The sequence below is a fragment of the Serratia sp. H402Y genome, from assembly GCF_051172415.1.
GTDB lineage: Bacteria > Pseudomonadota > Gammaproteobacteria > Enterobacterales > Enterobacteriaceae > Serratia > Serratia ureilytica.
On the sequence record NZ_JBPIYZ010000003.1, the window covers coordinates 107,831 to 131,936 of the forward strand.

Below are 24,106 nucleotides of genomic sequence, written 5' to 3' on the forward strand. Positions count from 1 at the left end.
CGCTGTGAAAAATTTTTCGATAAAAATAACCCGAATCGCGATCACTTTGATTCTTGTGCTGCTGGGCATTGCCGCGGTATTCAAGGCCTGGGTGTTCTACACCGAGTCGCCGTGGACGCGTGACGCCAAGTTCACCGCCGACGTGGTGGCGATCGCGCCGGACGTCAGCGGCCTGCTGACCGACGTGCCGGTGGTGGACAACCAACTGGTCAAGAAAGGCCAGGTGCTGTTCGTGGTCGATCGGCCGCGTTATGAGCAGGCCTTGGCGGAAGCCGGCGCCGACGTCGCCTACTATCAGACGCTGGCGGCGGAAAAACGGCGTGAGGCCGGCCGCCGCGTGAAGTTGGGCGTGCAGGCGATGTCGCAGGAAGAGATTGACCAGTCGAACAACTCGCTGCAGACCGTGCAGCACCAGCTGGCGAAGGCCATTGCGGCGCGCGAGCTGGCGCAGTTGGATCTGGAGCGCACCACGGTGCGCGCCCCGGCCGATGGCTGGATCACCAACCTCAACGTACACGCCGGTGAATACATCACCCGCGGGTCGGTCGCGGTGGCGCTGGTGAAGAAAGATTCCTTCTACATCCTGGCGTACCTGGAAGAGACCAAGCTGAACGGCCTGAATAAGGGCGATCGCGCAGAGATTACCCCGCTCGGCAGCAACCGCATCATGCATGGCACCGTCGATAGCGTGGCGGCGGCGGTGAACAACAGCAGCAGCACGGTGAACAACAAAGGGTTGGCCTCGATCGACAGCAACCTGGAGTGGGTGCGCCTGGCGCAGCGCGTGCCGGTGAAGATCCTGCTGGACGCCAAGGACCAACAGCATCCGTACCCGGCCGGCACCACCGCCACCGTGGTGATCGTCGGCAAGAACGATCGCAATGCCGACAGCGGCTCGCCTTTTGTGCGCCTGATGCACCGGCTGCGTGAGTTCGGCTAATGAGCAGCCCAACCTTTATCCGGCTGAGATTTGCCTTCAAACTCAGCTTCGCGATTGTGTTTGCGCTGTTCGTCGGCTTCCATCTCAATCTGGAAACCCCGCGCTGGTCGGCGATGACCGCCGCCATCGTCGCCGCCGGCCCGGCCTTTGCCGCCGGCGGTGAACCCTTCTCCGGCGCCATTCGCCATCGCGGCTGGCTGCGCATCATCGGCACCTTTATCGGCTGCTTCGTCGGCCTGCTCATCATCATCACCACCGCCCGCGCGCCGGTAGTGATGCTGATGCTGTGCTGCATGTGGGCCGGTTTCTGCACCTGGCTCTCTTCGCTTATCAAGGTGGAGAACTCCTACGCCTGGGGGCTGGCCGGCTATACCGCGCTGATCATCATCGTGACGGTCGCCACCAGCGAGGCCCACCTGCTGGAAGCGCCGCAGTTCGCCATCGAGCGTTGCAGCGAGATCGTGCTGGGGATCGTCAGCGCCGTGTTGGCCGATCTGCTGTTTTCGCCGCGTTCGATCAAGCAGGACATCGATCGGGCGGTGGATAAGCTGCTGGTGGATCAATACCGCCTGATGCAGATGTGCATCAGCCATGCCGATAAAGAGGACATCGACCGCGCCTGGAGCAATCTGGTGAAGAGCACCACGGCGCTGGACGGCATGCGCAACAACCTGATGATGGAATCCTCGCGCTGGCAGAAGGTCAACCGACGGGTGAAAGCGCTGCATACCCTGTCGCTGACGCTGATCACCCAGGCCTGTGAAACCTATCTGATCTTGTTGAATCACCCGCAGGCGCTGAAAGAAAGTTTGCGGGAACAGCTGATGGTTCCGGCGGAGACCCCGCAGGAGATCCACAAGCGCATGAAGCTGTTGCGTCAGGTGCTGACCACGCATCGCTCCGAGGAAACGCTGCCGACCATCACCGGCTGGGTCGGCGCGGCGACGCGCTACCTGCTGCTGTCGAAAGGCGTGCACACCAACTGCAGCATCAGCGCGGTGGAAGAGGGCGTATTGAGCAATGAAACCGTGGTCAAGCCGACCTCGGCGGAAGGGCATCACGCGATGATCAACGGCCTGCGCACCTTTGTGGCGACGGCCTTCGGCTGCCTGCTGTGGCTGTGGACCGGCTGGACGTCCGGCAGCGGTTTTATGGTGATCATCGCGGTGATCACCTCGCTGGCGATGCGCACCCCGGCGCCGCGCATGGTGGCGATGGATTTCGTGCTGGGCATGCTGGCGGCAATCCCGGTCGGTTCTCTGTTCTTCATGGTGATCCTGCCGGCGACCCAGCAGAGCATTTTGCTGCTGTGTCTCAGCCTCGGCCTGCTGGCGTTTTTCATCGGCATCGAGGTGCAGAAGCGGCGGCTCGGTTCGCTGGGGCTGTTGGCGGGGACCATCAACATTCTGGTGCTGAGCAACCCGATGGAGTTCAACGTGACCCAGTTTCTCGACGGGGCGCTGGGCCAGTTCCTCGGCAGCTGCGTCGGGCTGATGGTGCTGCTGCTGATCCGCGATAATTCGCGCGAACGCACCGGCCGCACGTTGCTCAACCAGTTCGTCAGCAGCGCGGTGTCGGCGCTGACCACCAAGGCGGCGCGCCGTCGGCAAAACCACCTGCCTGCGCTGTATCAGCAGCTTAATCAGCTGCTGATGATGTTCCCGAACGACATCGCCAAGTATCGTCTGGCGCTGAACCTGATCATCGCCCACCAGCGCATGCAGCGAGCGGAAATTCCGGCCAGCGAAGAGCTGTCGGCCTTCCACCGCCAGATCCGCAGCACCGCCGATCGGGTGGTCTCCGCCAAGAACGACGTCAAGCGCGCCTATTACTACGATCGCTTGCTGGGCGAAATGAACGAGTACCAGCAGAAGCTGGTCGACAATCAGGCGCCGCTCAGCGTCACCGGGCCGGTGAAACGCCTGGCCGACATGTTGCACCGCTACCGCCACGCCTTGATCGATTGATGCGTTCCCTCCTGTTGCGCCGCGCTGTGCGGCGCCTTCCCTGACTATACTGTAAGCAGTCGTTGTTCGGCGGGCCGTCTCAGAGCAGGCGGCTCGTTTTCAGAGAGACTCCGAGTGCCAGAACGGCTGGAAAGTGGCATCATTGACATGAATGGATGAAACCCTCACTGCCGCGAAAACGCAATGTGTCGGTCATCTTAGTTTCATCCAGCTCGACTATATACCTAACTAGCCTGGGGGAGCTGCGGCGCCTCCGGCGGCATAATTTCAGGGAATGTCATGAACAAGCGGATTCTGTTGGCGATTGTCATCGCCGTGGTCATCGCCGTCTTCAGCGCGTTGCGCGGCAACGAGCACCGTGCGATCGGCGGCAATGCGGCGGTGGTGCAAGCGCCGGCGGGGCAGCAACAGAGCATCGATCGGCTCACGCAGCAGCAAACGGTGGTGAGTTACCTGCAGCAGCATCAGCGGCTGCCGGATTATTACATCACCAAGAAGCAGGCGCGCGAGCAGGGCTGGGACCCGCGTTCAGGCAACCTCTGTTCGGTATTGCCGGGCAAGGCGATTGGCGGCGATCGATTTTCTAACCGTGAAGGGCAACTGCCGAGCGCCGGCGGCCGGGTCTGGCGTGAAGCGGACATCAATTACCAGTGTGGCCGGCGCGGCGCCGATCGCCTGCTGTATTCGAGCGACGGTCTGATCTTCGTCTCGCGTGACCATTACAAAAACTTCATTCGTGTGGAGTGAGTTTGATGGCAAAAGTAGAGTTTGATTTTGAGCAGATCCAGGATGTGCCGGCCTTCTACCGTGATTTCGCGCATAAGTTTGCGCTGGACGAGGGGTTTGGCGCCAACCTCGACGCGCTGTGGGACGTGGTGACCGGCGATATCGGTCTGCCGGTGGAAATCGAGTTCACCCACCTCAATGCCCGCAGCAAGCGTCGTTTTGGCGCGATCATTCTGTTGTTTGAAGAAGCGGAAGAAGAGCTGGAAGGCAGCCTGCGTTTCAATATCCGCGAAAGCAGCGGTGAACCGGCGCATCACCGGGGATGAAACGGGTTCATCCCGGGATGGCGGCGGCGTTTAGTCAGCCGCTTCGGCCAGCTCGCGCAGGTATTGGAAGATCTGGCGGTAAGCCTTAGGCGGCTTGTTGGCGGCCTTCTCTTTCTGCGCATTGCGCACCAGTGAACGCAGCTGTTGACGATCGGCGGCCGGATACAGATCCAGGATCGACGGAATGACGTCATCGCCTTCTTCCACCAGGCGGTCGCGCAGCGCTTCCAGCTTATGGAACAGCGAAACCTGTTGGTTGTGGCGGTTTTTCAGCTTGTCGAGCGCGGTCTGGATCGGCTCGATATCGCGGGCGCGCAGCATCTTGCCGATCAGCTGCAGCTGACGGCGACGGCCTTCTTTCTTGATCTTCTGCGCCAGCTCGATGGCGGCGCGCAAATCTTCGTCCAACGGAATGCGATCCAGCGCGTTTTTGCCCAGATCGACCATTTCGGCCCCCAGGTCTTTCAGCGCTTCGGCATCACGTTTAATTTCACTTTTACTGACCCAGATAATCTCGTCATCGTCCTCGTTTTCATTCTCCGGGACATCGTCGAGCCAGTCTTCAGGCTGTTTGTTCATGGTAGGCTCCGTTAAAAAGAGGCTAATCCTAACAGGTTGTCCGGCAACCCGCCAATTGCGTGCCCTGAGCAAACTGAGTATAGCTGCCGCGCTGGGGCATTATCATGTCTAGGTTCCTGTCCTCTGAATTCATGCTGTTGTTTTTATCATCATGTTTGTATAAAATTTTATACAAAAGGAGGTGGTATTCATGGATGATGGCATCGAGAAAGCCATTGATTGGCGCGGTTCATCGTTAGAGGATTTGTTGGCCTTTCCAATAGATGCGCGAAAAGCGGCAGGATTTGAACTGAGTAAAGTGCAAAGAGGTTTGGAGCCCGGTAATTGGAAAACGATGACCAGTTGTGGAAGTGGCGTTATCGAAATCCGTTTATATGCCATCGGCGGAGCGTTCAGGGTGGTCTATGTGGCAAAGTTCAGCGAAGCGATCTACGTTCTGCACAGCGTTCAAAAGAAGGCGGAGAAAACCAGCCGCCACGATATTCAGATAATCAAAGCGCGTTATGACGCGGTCATTAATGAGCGGAGTAAAGGTCATGACCAAGCCGATTGATACCGGTTCGCGCCACATTACGCCAGCAGGCGGCAATGTGTTTGCGGATTTGGGGTTTTCCGCCGATGAGGCTCGGCAATTGCAAGCACAGTCCAATGCGGAGATTGCGCAGCTTATCGCACTAAAAAAACAGCTGATGGGAGAGATCAGCGCGTGGATTGAGGAAGAAGGCTATCGCCAGGAAGAGGCGGCGCGTTATCTGCACACTTCCCGGCCGCGCGTGTCCGACGTGGTGAATCAGAAAACCGAGAAATTTACGTTGGATGCGCTGGTCAACATGATGGCGAATATCGGCAAGTCGGTAAAACTTATCGTCGAGTGACGCGCGAGTTTTGTATTTTATCCCGGCCTTACCGTTCGGCTTTATGCGAAATTCAACGCGGTTCCTGTTAGACTCAACGGCAGAGATCTCAGGATTTTTGCGCGCCGCCCCGCGTGCACAACTACGCCGCTCCGGCACTTTTCTCAACGATTTTCTGATTAATTATGGCAGATTGATGAAAGTAGTCACTCAAGTTGCAGAACAGCGCAAGGCGCTGGAACAGGCCGTTTCTCAGGCTCTGGAGCTGGCACGCGCCGGTTCCGACGCGGCGGAAGTCGCGGTCACCAAATCGACCGGCATCAGCGTCAGCACCCGCTTCGGCGAGGTGGAAAACGTCGAGTTCAACAGCGATGGCGCGCTGGGCATCACCGTGTATCACCGTCAGCGCAAAGGCAGCGCCTCTTCCACCGATCTCAGCCCGGATGCCATCGCCCGCACCGTACAGGCGGCGCTGGACATCGCGCGTTACACCTCTGAAGATCCTTGCGCCGGCCCGGCGGAGAAAGATTTGTTGGCGTTTGAGGCGCCGGATCTCGATCTGTTCCACCCGACCGAGCTGGACGCCGAGCGCGGCATCGAGCTGGCGGCGCGCGCCGAGCAGGCTTCGCTGGCGGCGGACAAACGCATTACCAACACCGAAGGCGGCAGCTTCAACAGCCACTACGGCATCAAGGTGTTCGGCAACAGCCACGGCATGCTGCAAAGCTACTGTTCCAGCCGTCATTCGCTGTCCAGCTGCGTCATTGCGGAGCAGGACGGCGACATGGAGCGGGATTACGCTTACACCATCGGCCGTGCGATGGGCGATCTGCACAGCCCCGAGTGGGTGGGGCAGGAGTGCGCCCGCCGCACGCTGGCGCGTCTCGCGCCGCGTAAACTGTCGACCATGAAGGCGCCGGTGCTGTTCGCCTCCGAAGTGGCCACCGGGCTGTTCGGCCATCTGGTGGGGGCCATCAGCGGCAGCAGCGTCTACCGCAAGTCCACTTTCCTGCTGGACGCGCTCGGCAAGCAGATCCTGCCGTCGTGGCTGACCGTCGAGGAACATCCCCATCTGCTGAAAGGGCTGGCGTCAACGCCGTTCGACAGCGAGGGCGTACGCACCCAACGGCGCGATATCGTCAAGGATGGCGTGCTGCAAACCTGGCTGATGACCAGCTACTCGGCGCGCAAGCTGGGCCTGCACAGCACCGGCCATGCCGGCGGCATCCATAACTGGCGCATTGCCGGGCAGGGCGCAGACTTCGCCGGCATGCTGAAACAGCTTGGCACCGGCCTGGTGGTCACCGAATTAATGGGCCAGGGCGTCAGCGGCGTCACCGGCGATTATTCTCGCGGCGCCGCCGGTTTTTGGGTGGAAAATGGCGAGATCCAGTACCCGGTCAGCGAGATCACCATCGCCGGCAACCTGAAAGACATGCTGCGCAACATCGTCAGCGTCGGCAGCGATATCGAAACCCGCAGCAATATCCAGTGCGGTTCGGTGCTGCTGCCGGAAATGAAGATCGCCGGCCAGTGATCCTCTGTGCGGTCGGCGCCCGCCGGCCGCGCGTTATCCCGTCTCAACCTTGCTTACAAATCTCCGGTTTCGATTTTGCCCGGCCTTGCCTATGGTAGCGGTGGGTTAACTAAAACAATAACTGGAAGGTGAGCAAACATGCAGAATACCCTGAAAGCGCTGGCGGCGTTGACGCTGCTGGCGGCCAGTTCGCTGGCGGCCGCCGCCGATCTGGGCGACGATATGGACACCCTGGCGGAAAACTACAAAACGGTGCTGAATACCGACTCCGCCGCCACCCTCAAACAGAGCCTGCAGAACATGCGCGCCGCCGCGCAGGATGCCAAGCAGGGCACTCCGCCGAAACTGGAGAGCAAAGCCGCCGACAGCCCGGAGATGAAAGATTTCCGCAGCGGGTTGGATACCCTGATCGGCCAGATCGATCAGGCGCTGGCGCTGGCCAATCAGGGCAAAGTCGCCGAAGCCAAGCAGCTGGCGCAGGGCTTCAAGCAAACCCGCGACGCCAACCACAAGAAATTCCGCTAACCCGTCAACCGTCGCGCCCGTCTTCCGTCAGATAGGAGGAGGGCGCCTGCCCCAGCACGCGGCGAAACATGGTTGAAAACGCCGCGCTGCTGTCATATCCCATCTCCATGGCCACCTGCGTCACGCTGCGCCCTTCGGCCAGCAGCGCCAACGCCAGCACCACGCAGGCGCGCTGACGCCATTGCGAAAAAGGCAGGCCGGTCTGCGCGCGAAAGAAGCGACTGAAGGTGCGAATGCTCATGTACAGACGAGGGGCCCATTGCTGCGCGGAGTCGTGGGCGTCGGGGTGCTGCAAAAAGGCGCGGCACAGCTCGCCCAGCCGGGGATCGGCGGGCAGCGGGATGTGCAACGGCAAGGGTTGCAGCCGGGCCAGCTCGTGCAGCAGCAACGTCGCCAGCGCCCCGTCGCGTCCCTCCCGCTCATACTCCAGCGGCATGTCCACCGCCGCCATCAACAGCTGGCGCATCAGCGGGGTGACGCTGACCACCTGGCAAACCTGAGGCTGTTCGGCGGGCAACGCGCCCGGTTCGAGGTACAGACTGCGGGTAGTGACGCCGACCATCCTCACCGCGTGCGGCATCTGTGGCGGCAGCCACACCGCGTGCTGCGGCGGGACGATCCAATTGCCTTGCTGCGTGAAAACGTGCATGACGCCGGTGGCGCCGTACAGCAACTGCGCGCGCCGGTGGCTGTGCATCGGCAGCAAATGCCCCGGCGGATAATCGGTGCCGATGGCGATCACCGCGCGCGCTACGTGGTCGATGTCATCAATGCGGACGTTGCGCATGTGTCCCCTTTGGCGGCAGGTTGGCCGAAACGCAATGATAGTTGGCCTTTCATATAAAGCAAGCCAGCGGCGGTCGCCCTACTATCGGGGCAGAAAAATAACGCTTGTCCGGGGCGCCGTTATTTTATCGGCCATAAAGCCCGCGCAAGTTTTCACACCGGGGTGAGAAGAAGGTTTTCGTTCTCGCAATACAAGAAGTTAATAAGGAATAAATCGTCATTTTATTCCAACACCTGAAGCAATAGTTCTTAGCGCAGTTCAATGACTATAAGGTGATATTTCATGTATAAGTTCGGTGTGATTGGCGGCGGAGCCGCCGGCATCTCTTTTGCGTATAACTTTATAAAAAATAAGTCGGTTAATCATTGCAAAAGGCCGCTTTCCCTGACGGTGTTCGACAAGCAGGGCTTCAAGGGCGGTATGGCATACAGCAGCGATTTTGACAGCCATATATTAAATATGGCGCCAGAAAATATGTCGGCGGATATTTTCGACGACGCGCACTTCGTCGATTGGATCGCCATGCATTTCCCGCAGTTTTGCCAGGATCGTTATCCGCCGCGTTGGCTGTATCGGGAATATCTCGATTTTATTCGCGACATGACGATGTATATGGCGGCGGACAGCAACGTGGCGCTGAATTTCGTGACCGCCGAAGTGAATGCCATTGCGCCGCACGAGGCAGGCTATCGGCTGACCACCGCCTGCGGCGCCGCCGAACAGATGAACGCGCTGGTGTTGTGTTCGGGGCATAACCCGCCGGAATGTCTCTATCCGGTGGACGGGGTGATCGCTTATCAGGCCCACCGGGATCTGCCGCCGATCAACCCTTACTCAACCATCGGCGTGATCGGCTGCAGCCTGACGGCGATCGACGCCATCGTTGAACTGATGGAGCGCCTGGGGGCCACCGATATCTGCGCCCTGTCGCGTTCGGGCCTGTTCCCCAGCGTGCAACCGGCGTTGATGCGTCCGCCGCCGGAGGCGTTTGTTGAGGGGCTGCGGCGCTTTGTCGCCGGTCACGATTTTATTGATGCGCATCAGCTGGTGCATGCGATCAATGCCGCGCTGGCGCGTCACTATCCGGGGCCGGAACGGTTGACGGTGCTCTCGGCGCTGGGGGAAAGGCGCGATTGCTACCGCGATCTGGCGGACAGCCTCGACCGGGCGCGCTTTGCCCGTGAGCACATCTGCAGCTACCTGGCGGCGATCCATCCGACGGTGTGCGCCGCCTGGGTCAAAATGGATGCCAACAACCGGCAGATCTTCATGCGCTTTTACAACTCCTCCTGGATGCGCAATCGGCACGCCATGCCGATCAAGAACGCCTACAAGATCGTGGCGGCGTTGGAGAGCCAACGCCTGCGCGCCTGCGGTGGCCTGGCGGATATCAGCAAGGGGGAGGACGGATTTATCCTTCGTTGCCATGAGACGCGGGTGCATGCGCAGTATCTGTTCAACTGCACCACGCCTTCTTATCAACTGCCGCCCAACCGCCTGAGCCATCAACTGCTGCAAGACGGGGTGGTGCAGGAGAACCTGTTCGGCGGCGTGAAGTGCAACCCGCACACGCTGAAAATCGCCGATCGCCGCGGCCGCGAGCAGCATCTCTACTCGCTCGGCGCGCCCGCCAAGGGCGACCTTTTTTACACCTCGGCGATGGAATCCATCACGCGAGATATCAGCAAAATCGTGTTTAACAACCCTATTTTCAACGCAAAGAAGGCTGAAGCATGAAAAACGTAGCGCTCTTTGTCGGCAACGACATTTTCTCCTGGCTGGTGTGTCAGGATCTGATCGCCGCCCTGAAAGGCGAGTGTGCTTTTACGGTGTATTTCCCCCTGGCGAAAAGCGGCGGCCGCGCCCAGGAGCCGGCGGTTCGCCGCCTGGGGCTGTATGAGCGCGAGGTGCTGAACGATTTCGTGTTCCCGTTCGTTGGCCGCAACGCCGCCGCCTGTGAGGGCGCCTATCAGCCGCCGGCTCTGTTCCTGGCCGCCGCCGGGGTCAAAGCGCATCGCGTTCTCGACATCAATGACGCCGCGTTTATCAGCAGCCTGGGTCATATGGACGGGGTGATTTCTTTGCGCTGTTATCAGAAATTTTCCGCCGACTATGTGCGGGCCTTCAGCCGGCGCGGCAAGCTGCTGTGGAACCTGCATCCGGGCGACTTGCCGCGCTATCGCGGGGTGATGACGCTGTTCCGCGCGATGATGAACGGTGACAAGGACTGTGCGGTGACGCTGCATGAAATGGACGAACATTGGGATGCCGGCCCGGTGCTCGCCCGCCTGCCCGCCGAGCTGCGCCACGACCTGTCGTTCCTGGAAAACATGATGTTGCTGGGCGTGCAGAGCGGCACCTTCCTGGCGCGCCAGCTGATGCGGGCGGAACGGAGCGAAGCGATAGCGGCGGAAAAGCAGGGCGATTCGCGCTATTGGGGCTTCCCGGATGCGCAGACGCTGGCGCAGGCGGAACAGGCGGGCATTGAGCTGGTGGATCACGACGCCGTGCGCGAGCAGTATCTGGGGCTGTTCGTCGGCGATCGTTTCCACCCGCTGGCGGGGCAGTTCTGCGCCGGGTTCGACGACTTCGTGCGGGCGCACGGCCATGATTGAAATGTTAATCGTTCTGGGTGCCGGTTTTCTGACCGGCATCACCACCATTCTGTTCGGCTTCGGCGGCGGCTTTGTGGTGGTGCCTTTCGTTTACCATTTGATCTCCGCCTCAGGCGAGCAGCCCGGCCAGGCGATGCATATTGCGGTGGCGACCTCGACGGCGGTGATGATCCTCAACGCGGGGTACGCCACCCTGACCAACTGGCGCAGCGGCAACCTGCTGCGGGAAACCATCGTGCCGCTGATCTTTTTCATCGGCATCGGCGCGGCGCTGGGCGCGTTTGCCTCCTCGCTGCTGGCGGACGGCGTGATCCGCGTGCTGTTCGTGGCCTATATGGCGGTGACCATCGCTGACTGTCTGTTCCGCCGGGGGTTCCTGACCAAACCGGCGCGCGCTGAACTTTCCCCTGCCACGCTGTGGGGCGGCGGGCCGCTGATCGGCGGCATCGCCACGCTGCTGGGGGTGGGCGGCAGCGTGATGACCGTGCCGCTGCTGCGCCGCCATGGCTATGACATGAAGTATTGCGTCAGCGCCGCCAACCCGCTGTCGATCCCGGTGGCGGTGATCGGGGCGCTGATGTATATCGTGTTGGGATGGCGCGAGATGAGCGGGCCGCAGTATCTGGGCTACGTCAATCTGAACATTCTGGGGCTGCTGGTGGTGGCGGGGATTGCGGGGATCGTGTTTGCCAGGCGCTGTTTGCCGAAGGTGAGCGATGCGCTGCATGCCAAAATCTACGTGCTGCTGCTGATCGCCGTGCTGATCGCTATCTGCCTCTGAAACAGAAAGGGCGGCCGGATGCCGCCCTGAGAACCGCTTAACGGTGGTATTCGCCCGCCGCTTCCGGCTGGTACAGCAATTCCAGCACTTCAATCCGCGCTTCTTCACCGTTCGGCAATTGCCAGGAGATCTGCTTGCCGACGTGCATGCCGAGCAGCGCTGCGCCCAGCGGCGCCATCACCGACAGCTGATCGTGGCTGTCTTTCAGCGAGGCTGGGTAAACCAGCGTGCGCACGTGCTCTTCATCGGTGTGCAGATCGCGAAAACGCACGCGGCTGTTCATGGTCACCACGTTGGCCGGCATTTTCTCCGGCGGCAGGATTTCCGCGCGATCCAACTCGTCGTTCAGCGCGGCGGCGACGTCGGTGTTGGCAAAGGCCGGTTGTTCCAATAGCGCATCCAGGCGTTCCGCATCCAGCTCATTAATAGTAATGATGGGTTTGGTCATTCCACTCTCCAGTCAAATCAAAGGGCGCCAGTCTGTGCACCCATAAATTCGGAAAAACAACACAAAGCAACACCCCCGCGCCAGAGGAGCGGGGGTGTGGGTAATGTCGATTTGTCCCATTGATAGTAGGCGGTTGGGGCGAGAAAAGAAAGAGATCCCGATCACGAAGGCTTTTATCGTCAATCGAGGCAAAAAAAACCGTTAGCCGGGTTATGTAATTGTTATCTCATTTACTTTTTCGCCTTAACGCCGTTTTGCGAAATGGATCTCCGCGCGTCATTCGATTTCCACTTCGAACTGGAAAAAACCGGTCTCCACAGAAAATCTTACCGGGGGTAGGGTAAAGACATCACAGAAAGCGGATTATTCAGGTGATGCGCTTTACGGCTTACTGATTAATGTGGGATCTAGGGGTACTGAAAAGTGAATGATGGATCTGCTTCGATAAAAGAAATTGAACAATCCGATATCAGCGAAGCCGGTGAGATCACCGCTCGGGTGCTGGCGGATATTACCGCGATGCTGAATGCTGAGAATATTTATACCAATGCGGTGCAGCAACAGATGCTGGAATCGCATATTCGCGCCATGGTGCTGCGCTCAATAACCGGTGAGCCGTTGCCGGAGGTGGATAAATCACTGTTCGACGAAATTTCCGCCGAGTCCATGCAAATGGCGGAGCGCGTGGTGGATCAGTTTGGCACATTGCCTATCGAAGAAGCCTATTTGCTTTCAGTGCACTTCGAAGTGGCGAAAGATAATAACGCATAGCGGTTAACGCATCGATTTCAATCAGGAGAATATACCATGGGTCAAATTACCGTAGTGATCGGCGATCGTTTGGGAAAAGGGCAAAAAGTCGGCCAGGGCGTTGAAAACGCAGGCGGAAAAGCGGTGGTTATCCCCGGCGTGGCGGCGGATATGAAGCTGGGCGACGTCATGAAAGCGGAAAACGCGCAGCTGGGCATCTCTTTTTGCGGCAGCGGCGGCGCCGGCGCGATTACCGCGCAAACCAAATACGGCTACAAAGCCAAATACGGCATGCGTTCGGTGGAAGAGGGCGTGACGGCAATTAACGAAGGCTGCAACGTGCTGGGGTTCGGCTTTATGGATAAAGAAGAGCTGGGCCAGAAACTGGTGGAAGCCTACGTCAAAAAACATGGCAACCCATAATGAAAGAGCAATATACCACATCGGTAAAGGTGGAGGGTAAAGGCGACAGCAAAGCGAAAGCTTTTGCTTCCGCCTTGGCTAATGTGCAGGGCGCGGTATTAAAGTCCACCAACAATATTCTGCTGCGCATCGAGCCGCAGGACGTCAGCGTGGTGAAAGCGGAAGAGAAAATAACAAAAGAGAAATTTCTTTTCTTCTTTTTGCCGCGTGAAAGAAAGAGCTATGCCGTTTCTCTGGAAATAACCGTGAACGTAACCATTATCAATACCGAGAAGGTTGTCTTCGTCACGAAATAAAAACGTTAGCATAAATGAAAGGGTATACTGATGTTTTTAATCATCTTATTTAAATCGATTATTATCGGTGGGCTGGTGGGGGTCGGCGTAGGGGCCGGCGCCGCACGCATGTTCCACGCGCCGACAACACAGGGCATGGGGGCGTTTCGCACCCTGGGCGAGCTGAACTCCTGCGAGGGCGATCCGGCTTCCCACTTCTCATTCGGTCTGGGCTTCTTCTTCAACGCCTGGGCGTCTTCCGTGGCGGCGGGCTCCTTCACGCAGGATGTCGATCACCGCATCATCCCGCACTGGGGCGCGGCGGCCCTGATGGTCAAGAACCGCAATCTGGCGCAAACGCTGCACGATCCGAAAAAAATGGCCATCGCCTGCGGCATCATCGGCATGCTGGTGGTGGCCTTCCTCAATACCACCGCTTCCGCCGTGCCTGCCGCGCTGCAGGTCACCGCGATCAAGGTGCTGGTGCCGGCGGCCAACCTGCTGGTGAACACCGTGATGCCGGTGATCTTCTGGCTGGCGGCGATCGACGCCGGGCGCCGTTCCGGCTTCTGGGGCACCATTTTCGGCGGCCTGGCGCAGCTGATCATGGGCAACGCCGTACCGGGCCTGGTGCTGGGCATTCTGATCGGCAAAGGCGTGGAAGAGAGCGGCTGGAACAAAATCACCAAGATCATGATGGCGGTGATCGTGCTGCTGTTCGTGCTGAGCGGCTTCTTCCGCGGCTTCGACATGAAAGTTCTCGAGTCCTTCAGCCTCGGCGTGCCGGGCTGGCTGGACGCCATTCACAACACCCTGAGCGGTAAATAAGGAGCGGGATGATGGAAGAGCAAACCCAAAAAGGCTTCTGGTACGCCGACTGGTCATTCCCGATTTTTGTTGGCCTGCTGTCCTCCGGCGTGTTCGCCGGGACGCACATGTACTACCTGTACGGCATCGGCGCCTTTAACGAAGTGGCCTTCGTCTCCATGCTGCGGGCGGGGATGGATACCGGCGTGTACGGCGCGGTGGCGGCGTTCGGCGCCAGCTTCCTGTTCGCGCGCATCATCGAAGGTTCACTGGTGGGCATCCTCGACATCGGCGGCGCGATCCAGACCGGCGTCGGGCTGGGCGTACCGGCGCTGCTTTTGGGGGCCGGCATCGTGTTCCCGGTCGCCAACTTCGCCGCTTCGCTGGCTACCGGCCTGATCATCGGCCTGGCGATCGGTTATGTGATCATTCTGGCGCGCAAATTCACCATCAATCAGAGCAACTCCACCTACGGGGCTGACGTGATGATGGGCGCGGGCAACTCCTCGGGCCGCTTCCTTGGGCCGTTGATCATCCTGTCGGCAATGACTGCCTCGATCCCGATCGGCATCGGTTCGTTGCTCGGCGCGCTGCTGTTCTATATCTGGGGTAAACCGATCACCGGCGGAGCGATCCTCGGCGCGATGATCCTGGGGGCGATCTTCCCGGTAGCCATTTCTTAAGAGGCCTGCGCCAGGCGCCGCCCGATGCTGCGGCGGCGCCCGGGCTAACAGGAGCAATGCGGTATGTATGACTTAGTAATCAGAGGCGCCAGACTGGCGGACGATACGCTGATCGATCTGGCGGTGAAAGACGGCAAAATAGCCTCGGTGGGGCGGTTGGCGGCGGACGTCAGCGCCGTTCGCCAGCTGGATCTGGCGGGCAACTGCCGCCTGAGTGCCGGTTGGATCGATGCGCACGTGCACTGCTATCCCGAATCGCCGATCTACCATGACGAGCCGGATCGGGTCGGCGTCGCCAGCGGCGTCACCAGCGTGGTCGATGCCGGCAGCGCCGGTGCCGACGATATCGACGCCTTTTATCAGCTGACGCGCAGCGCCAAAACCAACGTTTTCGCCTTCCTCAATATCTCGCGCATCGGCCTGCTGCGGCAGAACGAGCTGGCGGAGTTGACGGACATCGACAAGCGCGAGGCCGGCCAGGCTATCGCCAACCATCCCGGTTTCATCATCGGCATCAAGGCGCGCATGAGCAGCAGCGTGGTGGGCAAGAACGGCACTCGCCCGCTGGTGTTGGCCAAAGAGATCCAGCAGGAAAACCGCCAGTTGCCGCTGATGGTGCATATCGGCAACAACCCGCCGGATCTGGACGACATCGCCGATCTGCTGACCCGTGGCGACATCATCACCCACTGCTACAACGGCAAACCGAACCGCATTCTGACGCCGGCGGGCACGCTGCGCGAGTCTATCCAGCGCGCGCTGCGGCGCGGCGTATTGCTCGACGTAGGGCACGGCACCGCCAGCTTCAGCTTCGAGGTGGCGCGCCAGGCGGTCAAACTGGGCATTTTGCCGCACACCATCAGCTCCGATATTTACTGCCGCAACCGCATGAACGGGCCGGTGCACAGCCTGGCGACGGTGATGTCCAAATTCTTCAGCGTCGGCCTGACGCTGCCGCAGGTGATCGCCTGCGTGACGGAGAACGCCGCGTCGGCGCTGCAGCTGAGCGGCAAAGGGCGGCTGGAGCCGGGCTATGACGCCGATTTCACGCTGTTTGAGCTGCGCCGCGAACCACAGGTATTCGCCGACGCCGAAGGGCAAACCGCCGAGGGCGAACGGCTGCTGGTGCCGCTGGCCGCGGTGGTGGCCGGGGAAATCCTATTAACCGAACAAGGGGAGGCAAGCCATGTCTTCGATTTATGAAAAATACGGTTTGAAGCAGGTGATCAACACCTCCGGCCGCATGACCATTCTCGGCGTTTCCACGCCGCGCCAGGACGTGATCGACGCCGTTGATTACGGCCTGAACCACTATTTCGAAATCAAGGATCTGGTCAACAAGACCGGCGCCTACATCGCCGATCTGCTCAACGTGGAGGATGCGGTGATCGTCTCCTGCGCCTCGGCGGGCATCGCCCAGTCGGTGGCGGCGGTGATCGTTAAAGATAACGCCAATCTGCTGGTGAACCTGCATTCGGCGCCGATCGCCGTGCCGCGCGAGATCGTGCTGCCGCGCGGTCACAACGTCAACTTCGGCGCGCCGGTGGACACCATGGTGGCGCTGGGCGGCGGCAAGGTGGTGGAGGCGGGGTACGCCAACGAATGTTCGCCGGAGCAGATTGAAGCCTGCATCACGCCGCAGACTGCGGCGATCCTGTACGTCAAATCGCACCACTGCGTGCAGAAAAGCATTCTGTCCGTCGAGCAGGCGGCGGTGGTGGCGCGCAAACATAACCTGCCGCTGATCGTCGACGCCGCGGCGGAAGAAGATCTGATGTGTTATTACCAGATGGGGGCCGATCTGGTGATCTACAGCGGCGCCAAAGCCATCGAGGGGCCGACCAGCGGTCTCGTGATCGGCAAGAAACAGTACGTCGAGTGGGTGAAGTTGCAATCCGGCGGCATCGGCCGGGCGATGAAGGTCGGCAAAGAGGGCATCCTCGGCCTGACCCAAGCGATTGAAAGCTATCTGACGCTTGAGAAAACCACCGGGCAACAGATGGTGGAGCGGATGACGCCGTTCCTCGACAGCCTCAACACCCTGACCGGCGTCAGCGCCAGGACCGTCTGGGACAGCGCCGGCCGCGATATCGCCCGCGCCGAGATCGCCTTTGACGAAGCGGTGCTGGGGCGGTCGACTTATGACATCGTCCAGGCGCTGAAAACCGGCGATATCGCCATCTACTTCCGCGGCTACAAGGCCAACGAGGGCAAGATTGAGGTCGACGTGCGCAGCGTCGACGAGCGGCAACTGATGACCGTCTTTACCTGTATCAAAAATCTGTTTACGGAGAAACAAGCATGAAGCTGCAGCCTAACTACTATCGCGACTGCGTCTGCCTGAACGTGCTGGCCGGCTCCAAAGCCAACGCGCAGGACATCTACGCCGCGGCGGAAGGCCATGTGCTGGTGGGCGTGCTCTCCAAGAACTACCCGGACGTCGACAGCGCGGTGACCGACATGCTGCGCTATGCGCGCCTGATCGAAAACGCGCTCTCGGTCGGCCTGGGCGCCGGCGATCCGAAGCAGTCGGCGATGGTCAGCCTGATCGCTCAGCAGGTGCAGCCGCAGCACGTTAACCAGGTGTTCACCGGCGTCGGCGCCAGCCGCGCGCTGCTGGGCCAGAACGACAGCGTGGTCAACGGCTTGGTGTCGCCGACCGGCCGCGTCGGTTGGGTGAAGATCTCTACCGGCCCATTAAGCGCCGCGGCGCCGGACGGCATCGTGCCGGTGGAAACCGCCATCGCCCTGCTGAAAGACATGGGCGGCAGCTCCATCAAGTATTTCCCGATGGGCGGCCTGAAGTGCAAGGACGAGTACCAGTACGTAGCCAAGGCCTGCGCCGAGCATGACTTCATGCTGGAGCCGACCGGCGGTATCGATCTGGAGAACTTTGAGCCGATCGTCGAGATCGCGCTGGCGGCCGGCGTGAAACGCGTGATCCCGCATATCTACAGCTCGATCATCGACGCCACCAGCGGCGATACGCGTCCGCAGGACGTGAAAGCCCTGCTGGCGATGACCAAAAAGCTGGTGGGTTGAACGCGTAATGGGATGAGGTAAACGCTGGGAGGCGAAGGTTTTCCCGTGGCGCGGCATGCCGCGCCGTTACCTATATTGAGGACTACTATGCGAAACTGGCAGGCTCCAACCCGACGCACCGCGTTGTTTATAGCGCTGCTGGCCGTGACCGGCCCGACGCTGCATGCTGAGGATGCAATGAACTCCACGTCATCTCATTTTGCCTATATCGGCACCTACAATCCCAACGGCGAAGGCGTTTACCGAGTGCGGGTCGATCCGGCCAGCGGCGCGTTGAGCCAGGTTACGCTGGTCAGCAACGTGCCGAATCCGGCGCAGCTGACGCTGGGCGCTGATGGCAAGACGCTGTATGTCGCCAGCGAAGTGGCCGATTTCAACGGCGGCAAGCACGGCGGCATCACCGCCTACCGGATCAATCCGGCCGATGGCGCACTGACTCAGCTCAACCAGGTGGATTCGCAGGGGGCGGGGCCGGTGTATCTCACCTCGACGCCGGACGGGCAGCATCTGCTGGTGGCGAACTACGTCAGCGGCAGCGTGGCGGTCTTCCCGATTGAAGCGGACGGCAGCCTGGGCGCCGCCAGCTCGGTGCAGCAGCAACAGGGCCCGGCGGGCGCGGCCAAACCGGCGGCGGCGGTGAACGGCAGCTTCGCCGTCAGCGATCACAACGGCCCGCATGCCCATATGATCGCCAGCGATCCGAGCGGCAAGTTCGTGTTCTCCACCGATCTGGGATTGGATCGCATCTACCAATGGCGCTTTGACGCCGCGAGCGGCCGGCTGACGCCGAACGATCCGCCGTGGATCGCCGCCTCTTCCGCCGGCGCGGGGCCGCGTCACTTTGTGTTCCATCCGGACGGCGAAACCGTGCTGCTGGTGAACGAAGAGGCCTCGACGTTGACCAGCTACCGTTTTGATCGCCAAAAAGGTACTCTGAAACAACTGCATGCGGTTTCCGCGCTGCCCGCCGACTATCAGGGCACCAGCTTCGCTTCGGGGTTGGCGCTCAGCAAGAACGGCGACACGCTGTACGTCGCCAACCGGCTGCATAACAGCATTGCCCAGTTCAGCGTGGGCGCTCGCGGTGAGTTGAAACCGGTGGCGGAAACCTGGACCCGCGGCGATTATCCGCGTTCGCTGGCGCTGAGCTTGGATGGCCGCTATCTGTATGCGTTGAACCAGCGCAGCGATAACGTCACCCGCTTCAGCGTCAACCCGACGGACGGCAAGCTCAGCTTTGTGGGCGGCTATCTGCCGATCGGCAGCCCCTCGCAAATGACGTTTCTGCCGCCGCCGAAGTAACCCGTGGCCCGCCCGGTTCGTCGGGTGGGCCACCTGATTGACGGACACAGAATGGTGCGATTTCCTTACCCGCGTTTGGCTTACTTGTTCGATGCTTTGCAAACCGAGACTTTGCCGCAGGATGAGCTGGCGAAGCGTTTCGCCGTGTCCACCCGCACGGTGCGGGCGGATATCACCGCGCTGAACGAGATCCTGGACAAATATGGCGCGCGCTTCGTGCATAGCCGCGGGGCCGGCTATCGTTTGCAGGTCGATAATGCCGCGCTGTTCAGCGCCCTGCAGCATCAGGAGCGCCGCAAACACGCCACCCCGCGCAGCGCGCAGGAGCGAGTGCATTATCTGCTGGTGCGTTTTTTGACCTCAGCCTTCTCCCTTAAACTGGAAGATTTGGCTGACGAGTGGTTCGTCAGCCGCGGCACGCTGCAAAACGACATGGCTGAGGTGAGAGAGCGTCTGGCGCACTATCAATTGACGATCGAAACCAAGCCGCGCTACGGCATGAAGCTGTTCGGTGCGGAGATGGCGATCCGCGCCTGCCTGACCGACCTGCTGTTCCAGCTGCAGTTGGCCGACGCCGAGAACCCGCTGCTCAACAACGAGATCCTGCTGCAGCCGCAGGTGGCGGCGTTCGCCGGATTGCTGCACCCGCTGCTGTCGCAATATGCCATTCGCCTGACCGACGAGGGCGAGCAGTACCTGATTTTCTACTGTGCGGTGGCGCTGCGGCGCATCAACGATGGCTATCCGCTGTCGGACTTCGAGGTGGAGGACGGCGACGAGGCGGTGCGCCAGGTGTCGACCCGCCTGGCGGCGGAGCTGCGTGCGGCCTCCGGCAAAGAGATCTCGATGGCCGAAGAGGCCTATCTGCGGGTCAACATCGCCGCGCGCCGCGTGCAGGACGTGCAGCCGACCGAAATCAACGCCGACGATGAAGAAGCGCTGGTGGACTACATTCTTTCCTACATCAACGCACACTATAACTACAACCTGCAGGGCGACGAGCAGCTGCGGGCCGATCTGCTTACCCATATCAAGACCATGATTACGCGGGTGAAATACCAGATCAACATCCCCAATCCGCTGTTGGCCAACATCAAGCAGCACTATCCGATGGCTTACGACGTGACGCTGGCGGCGGTCTCCAGCTGGGGCAAGTACACGCCTTATACGCTGAGCGAGAACGAAATCGGTTATCTGGTGCTGCACATCGGCGTGGGGCTGGAGCGGCATTACAACATCGGTTATGAACGCCACCCGCAGGTGATGCTGGTGTGCGACACCGGCAACTCGACGGTGCGCATGATCCAGGCGCAGATTGCGCGCAAGTACCCGCAGCTGGTGATGACGCGCATCGTCTCGCTGCGCGATTATGAGATGCTCGCGCACATCGACGAAGACTTCGTGATTTCCAACGCCCGCATCGGCGAAAAGAACAAGCCGGTAGTGGTGATGTCGCCGTTCCCGACCGATTATCAGCTGGAGCAACTGGGCAAACTGGTGCTGGTGGATCGCACCCGACCGTACATGCTGGAGAAGTTCTTCGACGCCGAGCATTTCATGGTGCTCAACGAGCCGCTGACGCAGGCGGAACTGTTCAGCCGGGTGTGCGGCCAGCTGGAGCGGGAAGGGTACGTCGGCGCGGACTTTTATCCGTCGGTGGTCGAACGCGAGGCGATCGTCTCCACGCTGCTGGGCGAAGGCATCGCGCTGCCGCACTCGCTGGGGCTGCTGGCGAAAAAGACCGTGGTGGTGACGCTACTGGCGCCGCAGGGCGTCGCCTGGGGCGAGGGCGAGGTCGCGCACGTGATTTTCCTGCTGGCGATCAGCAAGAGCGACTATGAAGAGGCGATGGCGATCTATGAGCTGTTCGTCACCTTCGTGCGTGAACGCTCAATGAGCCGCCTGCTGGGCAGCGACAGCTTCGACAGTTTTAAGGCGGTGGCGCTGGACTGCCTGAGCCGGAGTTGAGGGGAATTAATCCGCTTCCGGCAGGAACAGGGCTGGGGGCAGATTGAAGCGTTTGGCCAGCGCCATAATGTGCGGAATGGTCAGCGATCTTTTGCCGTTCAGGATTTGGTTAACCAACGACTTTTTGCCGATCTCATGTTCAAAATCACTTTGGCTGAGTTGGTGCTGTTCCATCAATACGCGAAGCGCGGCCACCCCCTGCGGGAGTTGGGCGATACGCTGGTTGAATGCGGTAAATTCGGCGCTGTTGTCTTCATATTCGGCGATTTTTTTTGCCAACATGTCAATCAGCGGATGGCGTTCATCGTTTTCCAGCAGATATTCCACCAATTCGAGCGCTTCTCGGTAGTCTTGCTGAGCGTGGCTGCCCTGCAATAAGGGGACGGCGCGCAGTAGCGCATCGGCCGCCTTAATGGCATCTGTAATCATGACGAACTCCTTCGATAGTGCTGCATCAGCTTGTCGTATTCGGCGTGGCTAACGATATGCTTTATGAAGACTTTCTGTGTCTCGAAGCTGGCAAAGAACAAGATCCGCAGGTGGTTGCCGCCGACGTCAATGACCCACCATTTCTCTTTGTACTTCATACGATCGAGCGAAGGAAAAAGCGCTTTTAACTCGTCCGGCGTGCGGAACTCACCCCGTCGCAACGCTTTATAAATGGCCTCGAGAGCAGTGGCTTCATTGGGATATTGCTTCGTTGCGTTATTGAACGGTTCCCTGGAAATGATATGCATCGTTCCTTCGATTCCTACCCGGTGAACATTATAGCGACTGCCGGTGAAGTTCACAAATTGTAAACTTTCTGTTGTCCCGCAAGCAAAGCGTGGGGAAACATCCGCCTGTTGTCTGTTTTTGCGTTACACACTATTGCGATTACCGTGGTGGGGGTAAATCCATAACGTGAATTTACAGGCGGTTACGGCTGATTCTGGAAGCGGATTCGCAAAATGAGAAACGGGAGGGCTACACTATGGGAGGGGCGGAGGCAACACATGCGCCGAGGCGACGCATGGGAAGAGTCTCAGCGACTAATCTTCATCAAACCCGGAGTTGAACAGCTCGACCACCGCCGCCAGCGCGTTGACTTCATCGGGGCCGGTCGCTTCGACTTCGATGTGCCGACCCTGGGCGGAGTCCAGCATCAGCAGCGCGATGACGCTGCTGGCTTCGGCTTCGGTGCCGCTTTCGTTGCGCAGCATCACTTCGGCGTCGAAGCTTTGCACCAGTTCGAACAGTTTCATCGCCGGGCGCGCGTGCATGCCCAGCTTGTTTTTGATTTCAACCGTCTGTTTGACCGTCATTGTTTGCGCTTTTCCAGCGTGCGGTGGCGCGATTGCACGTTCTTGCCGCGCGAGCGGAAGTAATCGGCCAGCTGTTCCGCCACGTACACCGAACGGTGTTTGCCGCCGGTACAGCCGATGGCGACCGTCAGGTAGCTGCGGTTGTTGGTTTCCAGCATCGGCAGCCACTGTTCCAGATAGCTGCGGGTCTGGTAAATGAAGTTATGCACTTCGGTATGGCGATCGAGGAACGACGCTACCGGCTTGTCCAGACCGGTCATCGGCCGCAGCTTCGGATCCCAGTGCGGGTTAGGCAGGAAGCGCACGTCGAACACGTAGTCGGCGTCGATAGGAATACCGTGCTTGAAGCCGAAGGATTCGAACACCATCGTCAGTTCGCGCTCGCGCTTGCCGAGCAGGCGGGTGCGCAGCATTTCGGCCAGTTCGTGCACCGACATTTCCGAGGTGTCGATAATCAGGTCAGCCCGCGAGCGCAGCGGTTCGAGCAGATCGCTCTCTTCGTCGATCGCGCTTTCCAGCGACAGGTTTTTGCTGGAGAGCGGGTGCAGGCGGCGGGTGTCGCTGTAACGGCGGATCAGCGTGTTGCGATCGGCGTCGAGGAACAGCAACTGCGGCGAGAAGCTGTCCGGCAGCTGAGTCATCGCGTATTCGAACACTTCCGGCGATTCCGGCATGTTGCGCACGTCGATGCTGACCGCCGCGGAGATATTGCGTTCCGCCAGCGTATTGGCGAGCTGCGGCAGCAGAACCACCGGCAGGTTGTCAACGCAGTAAAAACCCATGTCTTCCAGCGCCCGCAAGGCGACGGATTTTCCGGAACCGGAACGGCCGCTGACAATCATCAGCACCATGTGGCAACTCCCCTGGCATCGCGGCGGCGTTCATCGCCACCGTTAAACTTTGTTATTCCGGCCGCAGCCGGATCCATCATCGTAAAACAGTATCGTTATCCGGGCTGGAAGTCACGCCGGCCGGGCATCACTCGGTGATGATTTGGTAAAGTTCTTCGTCGCTCTGCGCGGCGCGCAGGCGGCGGCATACGGTTTTGTCTGCCAGGCGTTTGGCGACCAGCGACAGCGTATGCAAATGGGTTTTGCACTGATCGGCAGGCACCAGCAGCGCGAACAGCAGGTCGACCGGCTGATTGTCGATAGCGTCGAAAGCGATGGGTTGGTCGAGACGGATAAACACGCCAACGGCCCGCAGTGTGTCCTCTTCCAGTTTGCCGTGGGGAATGGCGATACCGTTGCCGATACCGGTGCTGCCCATGCGCTCCCGGGTGAGAACCGCGTCAAACACCACCTGTGAAGGCAGATTGAGCTGTTTGGCGGCCAGTTCGCTGATAATTTCCAAAGCCCGCTTCTTGCTGGTGCAGTGTACCGAGCTTTTGGTGCACTCGATGTTTAACACCGAGCTTAATTGCATATATTCGTTGTTCATCTCATCTTCACTTAAAACCGCGCCGCC

29 protein-coding genes are annotated in these 24,106 nt (G+C 59.9%); 21 read left to right on the forward strand and 8 right to left on the reverse strand.

From position 1 onward, the window contains the following. Positions 1-4: 4 nt before the first annotated feature. From aaeA to ACSBQS_RS17175, 4 genes are all read left to right on the forward strand, one after another. Entirely contained in the window at positions 5-940 is a 936-nt protein-coding gene (gene aaeA / locus ACSBQS_RS17160) for a p-hydroxybenzoic acid efflux pump subunit AaeA (RefSeq protein ID WP_033644462.1), read from the forward strand. Next, positions 940-2,907 carry a p-hydroxybenzoic acid efflux pump subunit AaeB gene (gene aaeB / locus ACSBQS_RS17165; protein WP_033644464.1) on the forward strand — a complete coding sequence of 656 codons (1,968 nt, stop codon included), beginning with the start codon at positions 940-942 and terminating at the stop codon, positions 2,905-2,907. Before aaeA ends, aaeB begins: the two co-directional genes overlap by 1 nt. A gap of 279 nt (positions 2,908-3,186) precedes the next feature. Beyond that, positions 3,187-3,654, forward strand: a complete 468-nt coding sequence (locus tag ACSBQS_RS17170; protein WP_033644465.1) for a ribonuclease — start codon at positions 3,187-3,189, stop codon at positions 3,652-3,654. 5 nt (positions 3,655-3,659) lie between these two features. Further along, complete coding sequence (locus ACSBQS_RS17175; RefSeq protein WP_033644909.1) at positions 3,660-3,959, forward strand: barstar family protein; 300 nt, start codon at positions 3,660-3,662, stop codon at positions 3,957-3,959. A gap of 30 nt (positions 3,960-3,989) precedes the next feature. Here ACSBQS_RS17175 and yjgA read toward each other — a convergent pair whose 3' ends face one another. Continuing rightward, on the reverse strand, positions 3,990-4,538 hold the full coding sequence (gene yjgA / locus ACSBQS_RS17180) for a ribosome biogenesis factor YjgA (protein WP_004936968.1): 549 nt from the start codon (positions 4,536-4,538) through the stop codon (positions 3,990-3,992). 190 nt (positions 4,539-4,728) lie between these two features. Here yjgA and ACSBQS_RS17185 point away from each other — a divergent pair, with 190 nt between their 5' ends. The 4 genes from ACSBQS_RS17185 to cybC all read left to right on the forward strand — a co-directional run bounded on the left by ACSBQS_RS17185 (position 4,729) and on the right by cybC (position 7,454). Further along, positions 4,729-5,091, forward strand: coding sequence for a type II toxin-antitoxin system RelE/ParE family toxin (locus ACSBQS_RS17185; protein WP_197666817.1), 363 nt, complete (start codon positions 4,729-4,731; stop codon positions 5,089-5,091). Further along, complete coding sequence (locus ACSBQS_RS17190) at positions 5,075-5,413, forward strand: helix-turn-helix domain-containing protein (protein ID WP_033651243.1); 339 nt, start codon at positions 5,075-5,077, stop codon at positions 5,411-5,413. The genes ACSBQS_RS17185 and ACSBQS_RS17190 overlap by 17 nt, the downstream gene beginning before the upstream one ends. A 175-nt stretch (positions 5,414-5,588) precedes the next feature. Further along, entirely contained in the window at positions 5,589-6,929 is a 1,341-nt protein-coding gene (pmbA, locus tag ACSBQS_RS17195; protein WP_042785444.1) for a metalloprotease PmbA, read from the forward strand. A 138-nt stretch (positions 6,930-7,067) separates the two neighbouring features. Next, positions 7,068-7,454 (forward strand): cytochrome b562, encoded by a 387-nt coding sequence (cybC, locus tag ACSBQS_RS17200; protein ID WP_033644470.1) that lies wholly within the window; start codon positions 7,068-7,070, stop codon positions 7,452-7,454. 4 nt (positions 7,455-7,458) lie between these two features. Here cybC and ACSBQS_RS17205 read toward each other — a convergent pair whose 3' ends face one another. Then, positions 7,459-8,241: an AraC family transcriptional regulator gene (locus ACSBQS_RS17205; RefSeq protein ID WP_033644472.1), complete on the reverse strand. Its 783-nt coding sequence runs from the start codon at positions 8,239-8,241 to the stop codon at positions 7,459-7,461. Positions 8,242-8,523: 282 nt separating this feature from the next. On the opposite strand from ACSBQS_RS17205, the gene ACSBQS_RS17210 reads away from it, so the two are divergent. From ACSBQS_RS17210 to ACSBQS_RS17220, 3 genes are read left to right on the forward strand one after another with little or no spacing between them, the layout of a single operon-like run. Next, complete coding sequence (locus tag ACSBQS_RS17210) at positions 8,524-9,978, forward strand: FAD/NAD(P)-binding protein (protein ID WP_197749947.1); 1,455 nt, start codon at positions 8,524-8,526, stop codon at positions 9,976-9,978. Beyond that, the gene (locus tag ACSBQS_RS17215) at positions 9,975-10,856 is read left to right on the forward strand and encodes a formyltransferase family protein (protein ID WP_033644476.1); all 882 of its coding nucleotides are present in this window, start codon (positions 9,975-9,977) and stop codon (positions 10,854-10,856) included. The genes ACSBQS_RS17210 and ACSBQS_RS17215 overlap by 4 nt, the downstream gene beginning before the upstream one ends. After that, positions 10,849-11,637, forward strand: a complete 789-nt coding sequence (locus ACSBQS_RS17220; protein WP_033644477.1) for a sulfite exporter TauE/SafE family protein — start codon at positions 10,849-10,851, stop codon at positions 11,635-11,637. The genes ACSBQS_RS17215 and ACSBQS_RS17220 overlap by 8 nt, the downstream gene beginning before the upstream one ends. Before the next feature lie 37 nt (positions 11,638-11,674). Here the strand turns inward: ACSBQS_RS17220 and rnk are convergent, their stop codons facing one another. Beyond that, positions 11,675-12,085 (reverse strand): nucleoside diphosphate kinase regulator, encoded by a 411-nt coding sequence (gene rnk / locus ACSBQS_RS17225; protein ID WP_004936993.1) that lies wholly within the window; start codon positions 12,083-12,085, stop codon positions 11,675-11,677. Between the two features lie 444 nt (positions 12,086-12,529). Between rnk and ACSBQS_RS17230 the strand changes: the two genes are divergently transcribed. The 10 genes from ACSBQS_RS17230 (at position 12,530) to ACSBQS_RS17275 (ending at position 21,335) form a co-directional block, all read left to right on the forward strand. Next, complete coding sequence (locus ACSBQS_RS17230; RefSeq protein ID WP_089192640.1) at positions 12,530-12,856, forward strand: glycine dehydrogenase; 327 nt, start codon at positions 12,530-12,532, stop codon at positions 12,854-12,856. Between the two features lie 36 nt (positions 12,857-12,892). Continuing rightward, positions 12,893-13,258, forward strand: a complete 366-nt coding sequence (locus ACSBQS_RS17235; RefSeq protein ID WP_004937000.1) for a glycine-rich SFCGS family protein — start codon at positions 12,893-12,895, stop codon at positions 13,256-13,258. Then, positions 13,258-13,554, forward strand: a complete 297-nt coding sequence (locus ACSBQS_RS17240) for a DUF4312 family protein (protein WP_004937003.1) — start codon at positions 13,258-13,260, stop codon at positions 13,552-13,554. The genes ACSBQS_RS17235 and ACSBQS_RS17240 overlap by 1 nt, the downstream gene beginning before the upstream one ends. A 30-nt stretch (positions 13,555-13,584) precedes the next feature. Beyond that, positions 13,585-14,361: a DUF4311 domain-containing protein gene (locus ACSBQS_RS17245; protein ID WP_004937006.1), complete on the forward strand. Its 777-nt coding sequence runs from the start codon at positions 13,585-13,587 to the stop codon at positions 14,359-14,361. Between the two features lie 11 nt (positions 14,362-14,372). Then, the gene (locus ACSBQS_RS17250; RefSeq protein ID WP_004937013.1) at positions 14,373-15,023 is read left to right on the forward strand and encodes a DUF4310 family protein; all 651 of its coding nucleotides are present in this window, start codon (positions 14,373-14,375) and stop codon (positions 15,021-15,023) included. 63 nt (positions 15,024-15,086) lie between these two features. Then, positions 15,087-16,226, forward strand: coding sequence for an amidohydrolase/deacetylase family metallohydrolase (locus tag ACSBQS_RS17255; protein ID WP_342164142.1), 1,140 nt, complete (start codon positions 15,087-15,089; stop codon positions 16,224-16,226). Continuing rightward, positions 16,210-17,328 carry a DgaE family pyridoxal phosphate-dependent ammonia lyase gene (locus ACSBQS_RS17260; RefSeq protein ID WP_042785440.1) on the forward strand — a complete coding sequence of 373 codons (1,119 nt, stop codon included), beginning with the start codon at positions 16,210-16,212 and terminating at the stop codon, positions 17,326-17,328. The genes ACSBQS_RS17255 and ACSBQS_RS17260 overlap by 17 nt, the downstream gene beginning before the upstream one ends. After that, a complete protein-coding gene (dagF, locus tag ACSBQS_RS17265) occupies positions 17,325-18,065 on the forward strand; it encodes a 2-dehydro-3-deoxy-phosphogluconate aldolase (RefSeq protein WP_342164144.1) in 741 nt (246 codons plus the stop codon). The genes ACSBQS_RS17260 and dagF overlap by 4 nt, the downstream gene beginning before the upstream one ends. Before the next feature lie 87 nt (positions 18,066-18,152). Next, positions 18,153-19,367, forward strand: a complete 1,215-nt coding sequence (locus tag ACSBQS_RS17270; RefSeq protein WP_233788328.1) for a lactonase family protein — start codon at positions 18,153-18,155, stop codon at positions 19,365-19,367. A gap of 51 nt (positions 19,368-19,418) precedes the next feature. After that, positions 19,419-21,335, forward strand: a complete 1,917-nt coding sequence (locus ACSBQS_RS17275; protein ID WP_033644486.1) for a BglG family transcription antiterminator — start codon at positions 19,419-19,421, stop codon at positions 21,333-21,335. A gap of 6 nt (positions 21,336-21,341) precedes the next feature. On the opposite strand, the gene ACSBQS_RS17280 is transcribed toward ACSBQS_RS17275, so the two are convergent. The 5 genes from ACSBQS_RS17280 to ptsN all read right to left on the reverse strand — a co-directional run bounded on the left by ACSBQS_RS17280 (position 21,342) and on the right by ptsN (position 24,079). Then, positions 21,342-21,764 carry a helix-turn-helix domain-containing protein gene (locus ACSBQS_RS17280; protein WP_033644489.1) on the reverse strand — a complete coding sequence of 141 codons (423 nt, stop codon included), beginning with the start codon at positions 21,762-21,764 and terminating at the stop codon, positions 21,342-21,344. Then, positions 21,761-22,072, reverse strand: coding sequence for a type II toxin-antitoxin system HigB family toxin (locus ACSBQS_RS17285; protein WP_004937033.1), 312 nt, complete (start codon positions 22,070-22,072; stop codon positions 21,761-21,763). The genes ACSBQS_RS17280 and ACSBQS_RS17285 overlap by 4 nt, the downstream gene beginning before the upstream one ends. A 294-nt stretch (positions 22,073-22,366) precedes the next feature. Next, the gene (npr, locus tag ACSBQS_RS17290) at positions 22,367-22,639 is read right to left on the reverse strand and encodes a PTS phosphocarrier protein NPr (protein WP_004937034.1); all 273 of its coding nucleotides are present in this window, start codon (positions 22,637-22,639) and stop codon (positions 22,367-22,369) included. Next, positions 22,636-23,490: an RNase adapter RapZ gene (gene rapZ / locus ACSBQS_RS17295; RefSeq protein WP_015379177.1), complete on the reverse strand. Its 855-nt coding sequence runs from the start codon at positions 23,488-23,490 to the stop codon at positions 22,636-22,638. The genes npr and rapZ overlap by 4 nt, the downstream gene beginning before the upstream one ends. Before the next feature lie 127 nt (positions 23,491-23,617). Then, entirely contained in the window at positions 23,618-24,079 is a 462-nt protein-coding gene (ptsN, locus tag ACSBQS_RS17300; protein WP_016930212.1) for a PTS IIA-like nitrogen regulatory protein PtsN, read from the reverse strand. Between the last annotated feature and the right edge of the window lie 27 nt (positions 24,080-24,106).